Origin of the sequence: Nostoc sp. 'Peltigera membranacea cyanobiont' 213 (assembly GCF_002245975.1) — a bacterium.
Lineage (GTDB): Bacteria > Cyanobacteriota > Cyanobacteriia > Cyanobacteriales > Nostocaceae > Nostoc.
On the sequence record NZ_NOLI01000075.1, the window covers coordinates 1 to 16,063 of the forward strand.

A 16,063-nucleotide genomic window follows, 5' to 3' on the forward strand; every position below is an offset into this window, starting at 1 on the left:
GCTCGTAAAGGTATAAAACATCCCCCCATCCCCGTTCTCTCTTGATCCTTTTTTGATGGGGGAGAGTGAACAACTACATTCGAGCATCTGGTTTAATGGTTTGGTAGAGAAGATTTAATTGTGCTGGTGTAAGATAACGCACTTCTTCGTCAGAATTATGTTCCCCTTTCTCCAAGTTAGGTTTGCATCGAGGATATCTAGCTAGAGGGTTTGATTTGATATAACCCTGCTCCACGGCAAAGTTAAATAATGCAGTAATTACTGCTTGATATTTATGGTGAGTTGTAAATTTTACTTGAGACACCCCTGATAAATATTCAACCAAAATTTCATAGTCAATAATTTCAATCGACCAACGGCCATAAAGTTGAAGCAAAGGTATCAAAACATATTCGTAAGTACGAATCGTTGAGTTTGTCAGTCCTGGACGATCTAAAAACTGGGTTGTTAACGCAGCTAAAGTAATAGTCACAATCAAGACAAAAATTTAAATTATTGAAAATTTGTACACATCTTAATTTAATATTAAATGTTACAAAAATAATAATACTTTTATGGATGTATCTCTCGTAGATGTGGCTCCAAACCCGTCTGAACCGTTGGGACGGTATATTCAACGTGTCCGTGATTCCAATCGTTTAACGCAGTTGGAATTAAGTATAAAAGCGGGTATACATGTCCAAACCATACGTAAAATTGAATCTGGTGGCACATCTCGACTCAGCCAAAAAGGTAAATCGGGGTTAGCGGCGGCATTGGGCATACCCCAGGAATATCTTGATGCTGTCGTCAAACAAACACCTATTGAAGCAACAGGTGCGTTGAAATTTTGCCCCAAGTGTTGGACACCTGGCACAACACTTGACCCAATGTGGACTTCGTTACGGTCAAAATATTGCTTCGCTTGCGGTACAACTTTACGCGACCGATGTGGAAGTTGCAATGAACCAATCATGTCACTCAAATTTAAATTCTGCCCTTATTGTGGAGAATCCTATAAGCAGACGTTAAAATTACATGTTTAATAGCAAAATATTTTAATACTAAATATGCTCGATTTCAGGCATCCATAAAAATTAAATTAGATGGTCTAAAACTTGGCTACCCGCGAATTATTATCTGATATACAACGAATTCAATTTACTCAAATACCTATAGATATTAGCGACAGGGATATTGTCCGCTACTACACTTTTAACACTGATGATTTAAAAGTTATAAACAGTCGCCGTCGCGTACATAATCGTTTAGGAATGGCGGTGCAATTATGTTATTTGCGATTCCCAGGTCGGGTATGGGAATTAGGAGAAAAAGTACCGAATTCCATTTTGTCCTATGTTGCCTCACAATTGTCAGTTAAGCCGAAGTTTTTCAAAAACTATGCGGTACGAGATACCACCCGCCGGGAGCATTTAACAGAACTTCAGAAAGTTTTAGGGTATGACTCTATGAGTATATCTCACTACAAGAGACTCTCTAAATGGTTGATGAAACTGGCTTTTAACACAGACAAGGGAATTGCTTTAGTCGAAGGACTGATTGAAGAAATGCGTCGGACTAAAATAATAATTCCCGCAATGTCTACAGTTGAAAGGCTGGCTTGGGAAACACGACGACGCGCTCAAAACCAATTTTATTTATCGCTAACTAAACGCTTAACAACTATTCAAAAGAAAGAACTTGATGGTTTATTGGTAATAAATGTTGAAAAAAACCGGACTCCATTAGTTTGGTTGCGCCAACCACCTGGAGTAGCCAATCCCAAGAATTTTTTAAAAATATTAGATAAGTTTGAATTTATTCGTGATTTAAATTTAGATAGCTCATGTCTAGCTAAAGTACACCATAATCGTTTGGTGCAATTAACCCGTATTGGAGTGAAAACAACGCCTGCACACATAGCGAGATTAGATGAGCTAAGAAGATATGCTACTTTGGTTGCTTTTCTGTTAGAAACATCTGCCATATTTGTTGACACTGCAATCTCAATGCACGACAAGATGATAGGTAAATTGTTCCGTCGTAGTGAAAATCAACGTAACCAAAATTTCCAACACGATGGAAAAGCTATTAATGAAAAAGTCAGGCTCTATGCTGATATAGGAGATGCTCTAATTAACGCCAGAGAGGGAGAAGGAGATGCCTATGCTGCCATTGAATCGGTGTTAAGTTGGGATGATTTTCTGAAAAGTGTTGAAGAAGCTGGGAAATTAGCACGTCCTGCGGATTTTGATTATTTTGATTTGCTCGACAGACGTTATTCTCAATTACGTAGATATACACCAACATTACTTTCAGCCTTTGAGTTTAAAGCCAGCAATCCAGCCGCAGCTATTGTTGAAGCGTTAAATTTAATCAAAGAACTAAATGATACTAATCGCCGTAATATACCAGACGATGCACCAGTTGATTTTATCAAACCCCGATGGTTAAAATATGTGTTTAATAATGGTAAAATTGACCGTCATTATTACGAAATGTGTGTCTTAAGTGAACTCCGAGACTGTTTGCGTTCGGGGGACATTTCGGTTGTAGGTTCTCGACAGTATCAGGATTTTGAGGATTATCTTCTACCCCAAGACCAATGGCAGATTCTGTGCGATAACAATGAACTACCAGTGGCGATTACAACGGATTTTACGACTTATATTGAACAACGTCAAGAATTGTTGTTTGAACAATTCGATAAAGTGTCTGACTTACTAGCAACAGATAAACTACCTGGTGTTGTTATTGAAAATGAAAAATTAGTGATCAGTCCAGTTATTAGTAATATGCCTGACGGTGCTACTCAGTTTGGCGACCGAATTTATAATTTATTACCGCGAATTAAGCTGACAGAAATACTAGTTGAAGTTGATTCATGGACTGGTTTTACTAAACACTTTACCCATCTACAAACGGGGGAATTGGCTTCAGATAAAATTATTTTGCTCAGTACTATTTTAGCTGACGCGATTAATTTAGGTTTGGTGAAAATGGCTGAGGCATTACCCTCACCCGATTTAACTTTCGAGCGATTAGCGTGGGTTGATGATTGGTATATACGTGATGAAACATACTCAAAGGCTCTAGCAGAGATAATTAATTTTCATACCAAAATTCCATTTTCTGCCTATTGGGGTGATGGGAAAACTTCTTCAAGCGATGGTCAGCGATTTAAGGCAGCTGGTCCTAAAAGCTTTAATGAAGAGATTAACGCTAAATATGGAACTGATAGAAGCGTGACATTTTACACGCACATTTCCGACCAGTATGGACCATTCCACACTAACGTGATTTATGCAACTGATAGGGATGCAACTCATGTTCTGGATGGTTTGATGTATCACGAAACTGACTTAAAAATAGAAGAACATTTTACTGATACTAACGGTTTTACTGACCATGTTTTTGGTATATGTCATCTAGGCAGGACTGTGCCAAAACGGCTGTAGAATAATCCAGCTAACAGTTCAAGAAATAGCACGGTTAGGATTTCTAGGTTTTCCCCGCCGCCCCGATTACCTCCATGCCTCCCCAGTATGCGCCAACTTCAGTCAAGCCCATACAGCCAAAGCGGGTAAGGGTATTGAAACGCCTGACGACCTGAGTGCAGCGATCGCAGTTGCAGAAGCCATCCAACAGTTGCAGCTACGGGTGTTCACGCTCGAAAATGTTCCACGCTATCAGAACAGTCAGAGTTTTGCCATCATCCTGAATGCTTTGGAGCAAGAGGGGTACTCGGTCAATTACAGCGTGGTCAACATGGCTGACTTTGGGTTGCCCCAGGCGCGGCGGCGGTTAGTTCTGGTTGCAAGTAGAGGTTTTCGCGTTGCCTTACCTTCGGGTGCTACACCTTGTGGTTGGTATACAGCGATCGCCCATCTCATTCCCACCATGACTGATTCACAGCTACTCCCCAAACAAAGGCAAGCTTTGAAGAAATTTTTAGCCGGGAATGCGCCAACACCACTGCTAATAGAAAGAGTTGGGGGACGTACACAGTCCAAATATAAACCCGGACATTTACCTTGCAACACGATACTGCGATCGCACTTCACCGATCACAAAGGTTGCAACCGTAGTAGGTTCGCTGATATCTGGTTGCCGGATGGTACGGTCAAGTCTTTGTCTATTGAAGGGGCTGCAATCTTGCAAGGGTTTCCCGGTTGGTACGAGTTTCCCAACGAGACTGCTACGGCTGGGTCAATCATCGGCTATTCCGTGCCTCCCAGTTTCGCCGCGCAGTTATTCATGTCAGCACAAAGTATTTTGAAAGGAGGAATCAGTAAATTCAGCTTGCTGTGCTATCAACCCTTCACTCAGGAATAAAAACTAATAAACAAAGGACTTGTCCAAACCTGAGAATCATCAATCTGACGACCTGAAATATAAACTGGGACAAAACCGTAGGAACTAGATTCAGGCTCTAGAATAAAACTACCACTAATATCTCTAGGTGTGGGAGTTGTACTTAACCGTTCTACTGCCAGAAAAAGTTCTGTTCCTCCAAGTTCTTGCCGTAGTATTCCTTGGTTGAGGATGTCTTGTCCACTGAATTCCCAGTTAAATTCAGGACAATGGATATAAGGATTACGCCGTAGTGAACTTCCGATTTTGGTGTAACTATCGATTTGAACCTGTAACCGGAATTGCGCGTGGAGTAAATCAGATAAATTCAGTTCAATTGCATCAGCATCTCCATAGGTATCAGAACGGAACTCTAGTTTTAATGCTGCCGCTTGTCTGACATACTCTTCTGGATGTTCTAGACCATAAACTTGATAGCTTTGCACTATAGTATTTGTGTATTCCAGAGTGCCACGCCACTGGGCACAACGATAGCGGTCTTTAATCCGCGCACCACCCCAACGCAGACGAATCTTGTTAGGAGCGTAACCCGCTTCTAATTGCAGATTACGATGCCGCAATAAACCATGATGGGTATATGCTGTAATCTCATCCCAGCCACTCGTACCCAACAATCGATAGTTAATAGTCACAGCATCAGAGGCAGTAAATTCATCTCCTTGAATGTGCGAACCAGACCACAACAAAGCAACTACGCGATCGCCTGTTGTCGCCCAAGTATGACGAGAACGCAAAGCCTGATTAATATCCAACTTCGTCAACCCTGGAGCAATAATTCCCGTCACTCCACCATTGACACCAAATACAGCTGTCCCCGGAACGCCACCGCCACAGCGTCCGCGATGTTCATCACCATTAGCTGACACACCCACTTTGTAACCTCTACTAATGGCATCTTGGTAAAACCAAGGAAAGTGTCCCCAAGCCGAACCCACTTCAATCAAGCGTTCCAATTTGGGATGATGCCAGTCAAAAATAGCCCGTCGTCCACCGACATGAGGGATCATTAAATGCTGTTCTGGATTATGAATATAAGCGGCGTAAAGCCGATCCACAGGCCAAGCTCCGGGTAACAATTGCTTGCCTTTCATCTCTTCATTCCACTCAAAAGAGCGTACTTGTTTTCCTTGGCGATCGTAGGGAAATAACACCTCATCACCCAAGAAAATCACATTGCGATCGCCACCGACAGCAGAATTACCACACCATTCTGTACCAGGGTAGCAAAGAAACTCGCCTTCTTGCGTTACCTCTCGACACAGTTTGACATCCTGTTGCCAGCATTCCTCAGTAATATTAAAATCGTTGGCTGTATATCCTAAAACATCCAGCCCCGCCACATCTCGACCATAGGCAAAATTATACTCCGTACTATTGGTTCCTACCGTATTGTTGGAATGTACATGAAGGTCAGCAAAAAAAGTACGGGGATAAGTCAAGTTACTATCTGCTGTAATCGGCGTTAACTGACTTTGCAACTCAGTACCCACCAAATTAGCTTGCAGCAAGACTTCTTGGTTATTCTCTAGGGTTAAATTAGTTTTGACTACCGCCCATCCTTGCGTCGGTAAATCAAGTAACTGCTCCTGCAAACCGCTTAACTGCAACTTTCCGCCTAAACCCCAACAAGTATTTCCCCAAACATCTTCTACTCGTACCCGCACAGGAAAAGGAACACCTGTTTTTACAAGTCTAGGAGTCACAATAGTGATTTTAGCTGGTGGTGCGGGGACAACATCAATCACCACATCATCTGGAACTTCAGCAAAGCGGGAAGTACCGACCGGATCGATGTAAGCTCGAAACCGGAAACCTTGTTCAACAAAAGTTTGTACCCTTGTACCTGCGCCACCACCTCGGCGATCGCCTAATCGAATTAAAATGCGATCGCCTGGTTTTAAATAGCCATCAACAATATCGACAATAATTGCCTTTTGATAAGGACGTTCATGACCCTTTTGATCGAACCTTACCTTTAACGACTGTACCGTTGACTGACTTTCACCAGTCAGCGGTGGACGAGCTTGGTATTCTGCCGAAACATAGTTAGCTGCTGTTGGGTCTTCCGTCTGAAATAACGCCCAATCCGAGTAGAATTTGAAAGTTACCTTAAACCAAGCACCATCAGCAATTCCCGAAGCACCAACCTCATAATCAAGCAAAATTTGTTGCCAACTTCCCGCCTCAATTTGTCGCGTATAACAGTGTAAACGACCGAGAAAAGTTAAGGTACTGATGTATTCTAAATATCCTTGAGGGTGTGTATATTCTCCCAATAAATCCAGTATTTCGTCTGACATATAATTTCTCTCAAAAATAAACCTTCAAGTTGCCAAGTACATCAATAAATCACACTTTTGCGCTCTTTTTTTGCGGCTTTGTCTTGAAAAGTTCAGAGCGCCGATTTCCGGCGCTCTGAACTTTTCGCTGCGTCTACTGTGCGTGAGACATCCAAATTTCGCAAAAACTCCTGAGCCACCAAAGTCAACAACGCTAAAATAGCCAACAAAGAAGCACAAGCAAAAGCAGCTACAGTTTGATACTCCGCATACACCTGCTCAATATGTAAAGTCAGAGTATTGGTTTCATTAATCAATTTCCCCGAAACCACCGAAACCGCCCCAAATTCACCAATTGCTCTAGAAGTACAAAGAATCACACCGTAAAACAACCCCCAACGAATTGTCGGGAATGTTACACGCCAAAAAATTTGCCAAGAATTTGCTCCTAATGTTTGCGCCACCTCTTCCTCTTCCAATCCCATACTTTGCAGCACAGGTAAAACCTCTCGCACTACAAACGGAATAGTCACGAATAAAGTTGTCAAAATCATTCCTGGTAGAGCAAAAATCACTCTTATATTGACTGCTTGCAACCATGAACTAAATAAACCGACGGTAGGACTATAGAGCAAGATAAACATTAAACCGACAATAGTAGGTGAGATTGCTAATGGCAAGTCTAAAATTAATAACAGCATCACCTTACCAGGAAACGAGTATCTTGCTAAAACCCAGGCTGCTAAAATGCCAAAAACCGTATTAACAGGAACACATATTAATGCAATCAATACAGTTAAGAATATGGCATGGCGAGCTTCAGGCATAGTTACACTCTCTAAATAAGCCTCAATTCCACTAGCAAAGGCTTGATAGAAGATATTCAGTAGGGGAAAAAGAACAGCGATCGCTAAAAATGATAACCCTAAAGTCATCAACACATAGCGTCCCCAAGGTATTGGTTGTAACTTAAGCTTCATACCTGCGACTCCACAACTGTAATAAGTTGGTACAGATGAGAATCACCATAGAAATCATTAACAACACAATCGCTACAGCCGTTGCTCCACTATAGTCATACTGCTCTAATCTGCGATAGATATAGACGGAAGTAATCATTGTTTCATAGGGAATATTACCAGAAATAATCAGCACAACTCCGTATTCACCGATGGCACGGGCAAAAGCCAAGCTAAATCCTGTGATGATTGCCGGTAGTATTTGGGGAAAAATCACTCGCCAAAATGTCTGCCAAGAATCCGCACCAAGAATATATGCTGCTTCTTCAATTTCTGGTTCTATCTCCATCAACACAGGTTGTACAGTCCGCACCACAAAGGGCAGTGTGACAAATACCTTAGCGAAGACTACACCAATTACAGATGAGGTTAAGTTTACCTGTTCAATACCCAACAATCTCAAGCTGTCACCTAAAAATGTTCCCGGATCTAAATACTGTCCAATGACTCCCCCAGAACCATAAACAGATAACAAAGCAATCCCTGCCACTACCGCAGGCATAGCAAAAGGCAAGTCTACTAATCCATCTGCTAACCTCTTTCCCGGAAATTCATATCGGACTAATATCCAAGCCAGAATTACCCCAAAGACACTGTTAATCAAAGCAGCTAACAAAGCCGCCGAGAAAGAAAGTTTATAGGCTGCTACAGCAGGGGGAGCAGTGATAACTTGCCATAATTCTGTCCAGGAACTTTTGGCAGCCTCCAGAAAGATTACTCCTAAAGGCAAGATAACGATAAAACTGATGTATGTTAAAGCTAAACCTTGTATGAGCGAACGATGAAAGCGTTGATGGGAAACTGCGACAGAGATAGCTGACATTGAAATTACCTATTTCTGGCTGCTTGGGCAGAGTCGAATAATGCGCCATCGGCAAACAGTTTCCGATCTACAGCCTTCCAATCACCAAAGTCAGCAATTTTATAGAGGGTTGTAACTGGTTTATATTGAGTGGCGTATTTTTGATATACCGTCTGATCTATTGGGCGATATCCTTGTTGGGCGTAAATTTCTTGTCCTTTGGGAGAAAACAAGAACTTAGTAAATGCTTCGGCTACTTGGCGTGTTCCTCTGCTATCTACAATCTTGTCAACTACAGTCACAGGAAAATCAACCTGGATATTAGTTGCTGGTACAACGTAAGGAAAATCCTCTGCAACGGCATTGTTGGTAAAAGTAATCTCGTTTTCAAAAGTCAGTAGTGCATCACCAATTTTGTTTTTGATGAAAGCATCTGATGCTTCTCGTCCGCTACTGACTAGGGTTTTGGTGTTTCTCACAAAGCTTCTAAGATAATTTTGGGCAGCTTGTTCTCCTTCAGATTTGAGAAAAGAACCATACCCTGCCAAAATTCCCCATCGCGCATTCCCACCTGTTTGGGGGTTAATGCCAACAATTGCTACATTGTCACGAGTTAGATCGTTCCAACTTTGAATGTTTTTAGGATTTCCAGCCCGTATGACTACAACCATCACAGTATTAGCAGGGGAAGCCTGATTGGGTAATCTTTGCTGCCAATCTGGACTGACAAAACCTTTCTCCACCAAAGCATCTATGTTACTTTGGATATTCTGTGCTGTAATATCCGCTTGTAAACCCCCAAGAATTGCTCTGGTTTGCGCTCCAGATCCGCCATAAGATTCTTTGAATATGACATCTTGCCCAGTCTTCGCTTTCCATTGTGCCTGAAACGCCGGAATCATTTTGGAAAATAACGCTCTTGCTACTCCGTAAGAAACTAACGTCACTTCAACCGAGTTTGATTTTTGATCTGTGATGACTTGGGCTTGATTTGTTAATGTTTGGTTTTGCGTAGAATTTTTGGTTTGAGTGCAAGCTGGGATAAAAAATCCCGCACCAAATAACAAGGCGTGTAAGGTCTTACGCCTCTTCATAAATTTCTCCTAGTTATTATTCTTAGCTTGATTTAGATAATACTACTAAAAGTCGATAAAATAGCTATATTTAAGAAGATACTAATTAACAATGATTTTATTACGCCCCCGGACAGTGGTGGCATCTTTGATGAGCAAAAGTTGTACTAAAGTGCGGCGGCAACATTGCGGAGTCTATGTTTAGAGTGGGTGAGGGAGGAGGGGTGATGAGTGTGACGATGCTCCGCCCTGCCACATCTGCGATCGCTCCCAAGGATGAAAATATCAATCTGTCCAAACACGGCAATCGCTCTCTTTATCAACTCCTGGCAAGCAACGGCATGAGTTACGTCTGTAGGTACTGCAATCACCTTCTGTGTATCAGTCTTGACCCAACCGAGAGATTTCAATTTATTAATATTGCAAAATGGTCTAGTAAAGAAGCTTGGAAATCGGCATTCTCTAAACGCATTTCCCAAAATGAGATTTTTGAACAACAATTACCTCTTTGTTGCTAATCCTGCACTCTATCAAATTGAAGCAGAGTACTAATCTCAAAATAGAATTTAGAGGAGTCGTAATTCAGCTATGATTACTGAAAATGATGATTCAGTCGATGCAGTTAATGAACTGGTGAGAAAAATCTCTATTAAAGAAACTCAGCTAAAAATAGCTCAAGAGTCGAATCTCATTCAGACTGCTGAAGCGTTAGAAAATCAACTAGCCCAATTACAACAAGAATTGGGAGATAATTCAGACACACAATTGCAGTCACTAATGAGCTTGTGAAATGCTTACGACGGTAACTGAGATTCGCGGTATAACGGCTGCGCTCAGAGGTTGCTAAAAACTCGAACTCAGCACGAGCGGCTTTCTTCAATCCGCTGCACCGCAATTGTTAGACATCAGAAATAAACAAACTAACACTTTTACTATCATCAGATAGTTTAATCATTCGCTCAAAGCTTAGTCCTAGTTTTTTGAGCAGCTTTGCTGAACCATAATTGTCCGGTGTAGTGATAGCGACAATACGAGTTAAGCCAAAGGTTTTTCTCCCATACATGATGACAGCAGAAGCAGATTCATAGGCGTATCCTTTTCCCCGAAACTTAGGAAGAAAGGCAAACCCAACATCTACATCCTCCAAGGAATCTCTTTTTATCAAACCGCAAATTCCAATCGAGACGCCCTTCCCCTTTAGCTCAACCAAATACAACCCGAAGCCAAGACGTTCATACATAGCAACCGGATTCTTCAAAATATATTCACGAGCATCATCAAGAGTTCTCACACTTTTATCACCAATAAAGCGCAACCACAAAGGGTCATTCAATATCTCAAGAATGAACTCGCTATCTTCAACTGTTAGCCGACGAAGAACGAGACGCTCTGTTTCAAGAACTCTCATAGTCGAACACCTTGTTATTGATGTCTAACTGAATCTTATATTTGTTTGTCGTAGACAAGAAAAAAATAGAACTCAAAAACGTCACAGTAATTTCTGGATAGGTTTATATGGTCAAAATTGGATAGTTACTTGGCATGAGTGTCAAGCATGGGTCGAGGAACTGGTCGGTTTCATTAAGCAGTGTTTAGCCCAGTTAAGCTGCTACGCAGCTAAATTTAATAAACAGCATTACCTTTATTTTTAATCTTGCGCTCCCATTTAATAACAAGACCTCCTTCATTTAGCAATTTATTTAATAGTTCTTCTAGCTGTGATACTGACTCGAACAATCTATGAGCTATATATTCTTTTGCTGAATGCCAAACTAATTCAATTAAATTATAATCAGGACTATAAGGTGGTAGGAACTCCAGGACAATATTTGGCATTTCTGCCTTGATATGAGCTAAAATGTCTTTTCTTTTATGGAAGCTAGCATTATCTAAGATAATCACTATTTTTGCTGAACATTTATTGAAACTCTCAATTTGATTTCCTTGGTCTATCCATTCTTGCAAGAGAAAATTGTACAAAGATTTAATCTGCTCATAAAATACATCTGCATTTCCTTTTTGAATCACAAAATTTATTCTCTTTTTATCATGATAACGTAACCCTCCCATGATATTTACTCTTCCTCTTCTTCTTTGCCCTGTGATTTGTTTTCTTCTACCTCTCTTACCCCAATTTTTTCTTCTTATCACTCTTAAACTAAATCCACTTTCATCCCAAAACCATACCTGTAAACGTTCTGGTGCTTCTTTTGTTATTCTTAAATATTCTGACAACTTTTCTTTAAATGCCTTACGTGTTTCCGGATTCTGTTTGTCCTCTAGGCTGTATTTTGCCCAAAGGTAAACGTACTTTTTTCGCTCTAATATTCTCCTGACTTGAGAGCCACTTAAGTTAATTCCTGTTTGCTCTTCCATGTAAGTTGCTAGCCTTGCTGCTGTCCATCGACCAAATTCATATCCATACTCTGCTGGTTCTTTTTCAATTACTTCTAATAAAATATCTTCATATTCTTTAGTAACTTTACGGAAGTTACCTTCCCTTCTTCCATCTAAAAAGCTTTCTAGATTATCTGGATCACCATGCACTGCCCAATACCCTACTGTCGGATATGCAATATTTAAAAATCTACTAATTTCTTGATAAGTTTTTCCATCATTCATCAATAATAGAATCAGAATCTTTTCTCTTACGTAGGGATTGTCATGCTCTTTTAGCGTTTTTAGTAGCCGTTCCTTCTGCTCTTGGGAAAGATGATTTTTGGCTGGCATAGGTGGCTGATACTAGATTAATTGCTTAATCTCTTATTATACAATCTAGCTGCGTAACAGCTTATCCTTGCACGCTTTGCTGCTGGCGGCTGTTGAGAGAGTACAACCTTGTTTGGAAGCAGCAGAAGTGACGATACAGCTATACAGTAGTAAACAATGAACTCGTTGTGATAGAGTGATCGCTTATTAGTAAAATTATCCTGTGCTTTGATATTTACAGTGTGGCGGATATAAGTAGGGAATAAGGAGTGTTTGTAAAAAGTCGGCATTATTGGATGTCCTATAGCTTTAAAAACATTTAATTAGCTCTACTAGAGGACGGTTTCGTGGAAAAATGTAAACTTTTATGTCCCATTGAATATTTGGATCACCACCAATAATTAATAGTAATGGTTCAGGACACTGATAAGAATATGAATCTCCAATCTTCTGCATTTCGTTAATGTCTATTTGGCTAGGATTCGGATTGGAAAACGGATGAAAGTGCCATTCACCTACGTAATATTGCTTGTCTTTATTCCATAAGTGATTGAGCCATCGTTGCAGACCATTTGTTCCTCTATGAAACCAGTTATGACCGCTATGAGAATCTGACGGAGCATCTGAGATGGCTGTGATTACAGCACAGTTGTGCGATTCGGTGTAGAAACCTACGAGAATTCCTCCCGTTTCTTGCACACCTGCACGCGCACACACTTTTAATAATTGAGATACTTCTCTCTTATGTATTTTTAATCCAAGTCTTTTGTCTTCCGACCAGAATTCTAAATCATTCATTTCATATTTAGCAGTCAACTTGATGAACCCCTAAGAAAGTACCATTTTCATATAGTTGCTCAAAAACAGCTAAATTTGGTTTTTCTGGGGGCGACGTTGAAGATGATTCAATGTGTTTCACTGCTATTGATGCCATTATCCATACATCATCAATCCGAGCAGGAAAGACAGGATGCCAGCATCCAATACCTTCCCTTGGTAATTGCTGTCCTTCATATTCTTTAAATTCTTTTTGCAACCACGGAGCAAGCATCTCTCTAAAAGCAGCATGAGAAAAACTATCACCGTAAGCTGAAAATAGGAACAAGCGCTTGCCACCTATCCCTAATGAGATAGAAATAAATAGTTTGCAACTCCCCCAAGAAAAATGCTCTAAGTGGTAAGGCACTGCATCACTTCCTGTACAGTCAAGAATTATCTCAGATTGTTGAATGTCAGATTTGTCCGTTTTTTCAAGTAAAAGAAAATCTCGGTTAATACCCACCACCGTTGCGTAAGGAGAAGTGAGATTCAGACGAGCAGCAATGCTAGTAGCTTTTTCTACTTTTAGGTGATGCAAGCTTAGGGTATGTCGTGTTAAATTTCCTATTTCCAATGTATCTGAGTCTAAAATAGTTATCTTTTGTGCATTCCCTCGACTCAACATTTCAGCAACTGCTGAACCAATGGCTCCTGCACCTAATAAAAGTATTTTCTTGGAAGCCAAGGGTTCGGGAAGTTTACCGCGAGTAACAATCTGGCTAATATGCCAGTTCTCTGAGTTAACCCAAACTAAATTTACATCTCCACGTAAAATTTCAATTTTATCTCGTTGCCAATATCCTTCTTCGTTTGTTCTAAAACCTTTGGCAGTTTTTGTACCTTCGGATAAAATAGGTAACTGTAGCGCTTGCCAGTGTATCTGGTGTAAAGACCCATCTATCTCAGCAGGAATAGGAAATCCAATTAAAGCAATATGGTTTTTTCTGTCTCGTATGAATTTTGCAACTATTTTTAACTGTTCATTAATGTTAATTTCCTGTTCTCGACAGACCTCTCGTAATTCTTTCCATGTCAATGGAACCTGCCAAGGCTTAAGGATAGGAATTTTTTTTAAGCGTATCCATATTCCCAAAAGTGACTCGTTTTTCAATTCGTCCATCTTTTTCCCCCAGGTAAGCCTGATTAACTCTTTGCCACGAATTGATTGAAACGATTCTACAAAAAATATATCTGGTTTTTTACGCAGAGGGACTAGGTGAACCAGTCCAACCGGATCAGGAATTTTCTGCCATTCAGTAAAGGACTCAGCACTTTCAGAGAAAGCAGCTGTTAAAAAATTCCCTACAGGAAAATAGGGAAGCTCAAATGGTTCACCCTGAGAAACGAGTTTATTTTCCGACGCGGCCACCAACCATTCAATAGCACGCCTAAAGTGCCATTCTAGTCTCCAGTAAGGATCGTAGGGTTCACTATGGTAGCCTTGACGACCTAAAGCATGAACACTGGTATCTAAGCAAAGTTTGCCCTTACGCCAAGGTACTTTATTATCGCCAAAACTATTAAAATTTTGGTGAGGAAAAGTATGGATAAGTCCATTTTTTTTTGCTGGATAAAACCCAATATCTCCCCAAGGGTACTCTGGACTAACGAGAACATACCAGTCTGTAGATTGCGGAATGAAAGGACTTGGTGGCGAATTAATATTTATACGGCAGTACAATGTCCATTTAGCTAATTGATCGCTCCATGTCCAGTCATATAAAAGTTCAACACATGATATACCCTCAAGAGTTCTACGAGCAGCAAGAAGCTCTGTAGGAGGTATTCTCTTATCACTCATGCGAATCTGCCTCCTCCTAGTTGAGTGACATCCTGCCGAGGTGTGTAGCCACCTCCTGTAGGATTCTTGCCACCATTGCCACTATTAGGAGGGGCATCTGGAAATTTTTTACCAAAGAGTTTCTGCCAATATGCAACGCTTGTAGGAATGTCTGTTGCATTATATGCAAGACGAGCAATCTTTGCAGCTTCGCATACTTGACTGTGAAACTCCGCAAAATCCTCACCAGAAACACGTTTGAACACATTGTGTGATGGTACACCATGATCTGACAGGTTGGGAGTCATTTTATAAGAAGCGTATCCTTGATATTTCTCGGCAATAGTTTCGAGCGTCTTTGTAACCCCCTCAGCCACTGAGCTAATTCCGTCTGGACAGCACTGTCCTATCAAGTGTTCCACAGGATATCCTTTGGGGTACTTGGGAGTTGGATGGTTTATCCTTCGCCACCACTTCATCCCTTTAACAACATTAATGTAATGTTTATTACATCTACGATTTTTATCCCACGTCCACCTAATTTGCTCTAGGGGATGAGTATCTTGCCATTGTTGGGTATCACGATCAGGAATACGAAGGGGGGAAATCTTCCACTCAGCTTCTGTGCGTGCGGTATCCAAACGATACTTCTTTTCGGAGAATGAAATGACAGACCTCGTTTCTACAGAAACCCAAGAAGGTACTAAGCGCCAGTCTTCATCGGCTTCGGCTGTTTCAGGAGTATCGTCAGAAATGATGCTATCAGTGGAGAAGATCCCAATTTCACTTTCGGAGGGCGCTGATGTAATTACTAAATCCAAATCAACGTATGATAGTTCAATCCCAAAAGAACGTCCTTGTGGTTTATATTTGCCTTTGTAATGCTTTTCTAGAAACGGGACAAATAGTTCAAGTGCATTTTTAGGTGTATATTCATCTTCACTTAATTTAGTCACCACAATGATATCAATATCTGCCCGTTTTTCCCCTTGAGGACGAATGGCGGTTGCACGACGGTAACTACCTTGTAAAAATGTTGTGGTAATAATCGAAGATAGTACTGCATCTTCCTTAAGTCGTTGCCGTAATGTCTTGTGACCAGTTTTATAATCATCAACATGGTTGCCTTGAGGACGAATAGCAGCCAGAAAATCATTAAAGTAGCTTGGCAATTCCATACTCATTTATGTTACAAGAAAGCTTAATTTTGGCTATTGATCTTTTTAGAC

15 protein-coding genes are annotated in these 16,063 nt (G+C 40.7%); 5 read left to right on the forward strand and 10 right to left on the reverse strand.

Annotation, left to right across the window (positions count from 1 at the left end; genetic code table 11):
• Positions 1-73: 73 nt before the first annotated feature.
• A complete protein-coding gene (locus CDG77_RS19855; protein ID WP_094331056.1) occupies positions 74-472 on the reverse strand; it encodes a hypothetical protein in 399 nt (132 codons plus the stop codon).
• 82 nt (positions 473-554) lie between these two features.
• On the opposite strand from CDG77_RS19855, the gene CDG77_RS19860 reads away from it, so the two are divergent.
• From CDG77_RS19860 to CDG77_RS19870, 3 genes are all read left to right on the forward strand, one after another.
• Complete coding sequence (locus tag CDG77_RS19860) at positions 555-1,025, forward strand: double zinc ribbon domain-containing protein (protein ID WP_094331057.1); 471 nt, start codon at positions 555-557, stop codon at positions 1,023-1,025.
• A 72-nt stretch (positions 1,026-1,097) separates the two neighbouring features.
• A complete protein-coding gene (locus CDG77_RS19865) occupies positions 1,098-3,437 on the forward strand; it encodes a Tn3 family transposase (protein ID WP_094331058.1) in 2,340 nt (779 codons plus the stop codon).
• Between the two features lie 25 nt (positions 3,438-3,462).
• Positions 3,463-4,314 carry a DNA cytosine methyltransferase gene (locus CDG77_RS19870; RefSeq protein WP_223269890.1) on the forward strand — a complete coding sequence of 284 codons (852 nt, stop codon included), beginning with the start codon at positions 3,463-3,465 and terminating at the stop codon, positions 4,312-4,314.
• On the opposite strand, the gene CDG77_RS19875 is transcribed toward CDG77_RS19870, so the two are convergent.
• From CDG77_RS19875 to CDG77_RS19890, 4 genes are all read right to left on the reverse strand, one after another.
• A complete protein-coding gene (locus CDG77_RS19875; RefSeq protein ID WP_094331059.1) occupies positions 4,305-6,653 on the reverse strand; it encodes a DUF3604 domain-containing protein in 2,349 nt (782 codons plus the stop codon). The genes CDG77_RS19870 and CDG77_RS19875 overlap by 10 nt on opposite strands.
• A 92-nt stretch (positions 6,654-6,745) precedes the next feature.
• Entirely contained in the window at positions 6,746-7,612 is an 867-nt protein-coding gene (gene cysW, locus CDG77_RS19880; RefSeq protein ID WP_094331060.1) for a sulfate ABC transporter permease subunit CysW, read from the reverse strand.
• Positions 7,602-8,474: a sulfate ABC transporter permease subunit CysT gene (gene cysT / locus CDG77_RS19885; protein ID WP_094331061.1), complete on the reverse strand. Its 873-nt coding sequence runs from the start codon at positions 8,472-8,474 to the stop codon at positions 7,602-7,604. The genes cysW and cysT overlap by 11 nt, the downstream gene beginning before the upstream one ends.
• Positions 8,475-8,479: 5 nt before the next feature.
• A complete protein-coding gene (locus CDG77_RS19890; RefSeq protein WP_094331062.1) occupies positions 8,480-9,547 on the reverse strand; it encodes a sulfate ABC transporter substrate-binding protein in 1,068 nt (355 codons plus the stop codon).
• Between the two features lie 206 nt (positions 9,548-9,753).
• Between CDG77_RS19890 and CDG77_RS36620 the strand changes: the two genes are divergently transcribed.
• Both CDG77_RS36620 and CDG77_RS19900 read left to right on the forward strand, forming a co-directional pair.
• Entirely contained in the window at positions 9,754-10,044 is a 291-nt protein-coding gene (locus CDG77_RS36620) for a hypothetical protein (protein ID WP_190234009.1), read from the forward strand.
• 70 nt (positions 10,045-10,114) lie between these two features.
• Positions 10,115-10,315, forward strand: coding sequence for a hypothetical protein (locus CDG77_RS19900; RefSeq protein ID WP_094331064.1), 201 nt, complete (start codon positions 10,115-10,117; stop codon positions 10,313-10,315).
• 109 nt (positions 10,316-10,424) lie between these two features.
• Here the strand turns inward: CDG77_RS19900 and CDG77_RS19905 are convergent, their stop codons facing one another.
• The 5 genes from CDG77_RS19905 to CDG77_RS19925 form a co-directional block, all read right to left on the reverse strand.
• Positions 10,425-10,934 carry a GNAT family N-acetyltransferase gene (locus CDG77_RS19905; protein ID WP_094331065.1) on the reverse strand — a complete coding sequence of 170 codons (510 nt, stop codon included), beginning with the start codon at positions 10,932-10,934 and terminating at the stop codon, positions 10,425-10,427.
• Positions 10,935-11,149: 215 nt separating this feature from the next.
• Positions 11,150-12,256, reverse strand: a complete 1,107-nt coding sequence (locus CDG77_RS19910) for an IS630 family transposase (protein WP_094331066.1) — start codon at positions 12,254-12,256, stop codon at positions 11,150-11,152.
• A gap of 288 nt (positions 12,257-12,544) precedes the next feature.
• Positions 12,545-13,033 (reverse strand): Mov34/MPN/PAD-1 family protein, encoded by a 489-nt coding sequence (locus tag CDG77_RS19915; RefSeq protein ID WP_094331067.1) that lies wholly within the window; start codon positions 13,031-13,033, stop codon positions 12,545-12,547.
• A 7-nt stretch (positions 13,034-13,040) separates the two neighbouring features.
• Positions 13,041-14,855 (reverse strand): ThiF family adenylyltransferase, encoded by a 1,815-nt coding sequence (locus tag CDG77_RS19920; protein WP_094331068.1) that lies wholly within the window; start codon positions 14,853-14,855, stop codon positions 13,041-13,043.
• The gene (locus CDG77_RS19925) at positions 14,852-16,018 is read right to left on the reverse strand and encodes an SMODS domain-containing nucleotidyltransferase (protein ID WP_221644642.1); all 1,167 of its coding nucleotides are present in this window, start codon (positions 16,016-16,018) and stop codon (positions 14,852-14,854) included. The genes CDG77_RS19920 and CDG77_RS19925 overlap by 4 nt, the downstream gene beginning before the upstream one ends.
• Between the last annotated feature and the right edge of the window lie 45 nt (positions 16,019-16,063).

Excerpts from the sequence above, each read along its gene's own strand:
- CDG77_RS19860 (WP_094331057.1), top strand. The coding sequence starts at position 555 with ATGGATGTATCTCTCGTAGATGTGGCTCCAAACCCGTCTGAACCGTTG.
- cysT (WP_094331061.1), bottom strand. The coding sequence starts at position 8,474 with ATGTCAGCTATCTCTGTCGCAGTTTCCCATCAACGCTTTCATCGTTCG.
- CDG77_RS36620 (WP_190234009.1), top strand. The coding sequence starts at position 9,754 with ATGAGTGTGACGATGCTCCGCCCTGCCACATCTGCGATCGCTCCCAAG.
- CDG77_RS19915 (WP_094331067.1), bottom strand. The coding sequence starts at position 13,033 with ATGAATGATTTAGAATTCTGGTCGGAAGACAAAAGACTTGGATTAAAA.
- CDG77_RS19905 (WP_094331065.1), bottom strand. The coding sequence starts at position 10,934 with ATGAGAGTTCTTGAAACAGAGCGTCTCGTTCTTCGTCGGCTAACAGTT.
- CDG77_RS19890 (WP_094331062.1), bottom strand. The coding sequence starts at position 9,547 with ATGAAGAGGCGTAAGACCTTACACGCCTTGTTATTTGGTGCGGGATTT.
- CDG77_RS19900 (WP_094331064.1), top strand. The coding sequence starts at position 10,115 with ATGATTACTGAAAATGATGATTCAGTCGATGCAGTTAATGAACTGGTG.
- CDG77_RS19925 (WP_221644642.1), bottom strand. The coding sequence starts at position 16,018 with ATGAGTATGGAATTGCCAAGCTACTTTAATGATTTTCTGGCTGCTATT.
- CDG77_RS19875 (WP_094331059.1), bottom strand. The coding sequence starts at position 6,653 with ATGTCAGACGAAATACTGGATTTATTGGGAGAATATACACACCCTCAA.
- CDG77_RS19920 (WP_094331068.1), bottom strand. The coding sequence starts at position 14,855 with ATGAGTGATAAGAGAATACCTCCTACAGAGCTTCTTGCTGCTCGTAGA.
- CDG77_RS19910 (WP_094331066.1), bottom strand. The coding sequence starts at position 12,256 with ATGCCAGCCAAAAATCATCTTTCCCAAGAGCAGAAGGAACGGCTACTA.
- cysW (WP_094331060.1), bottom strand. The coding sequence starts at position 7,612 with ATGAAGCTTAAGTTACAACCAATACCTTGGGGACGCTATGTGTTGATG.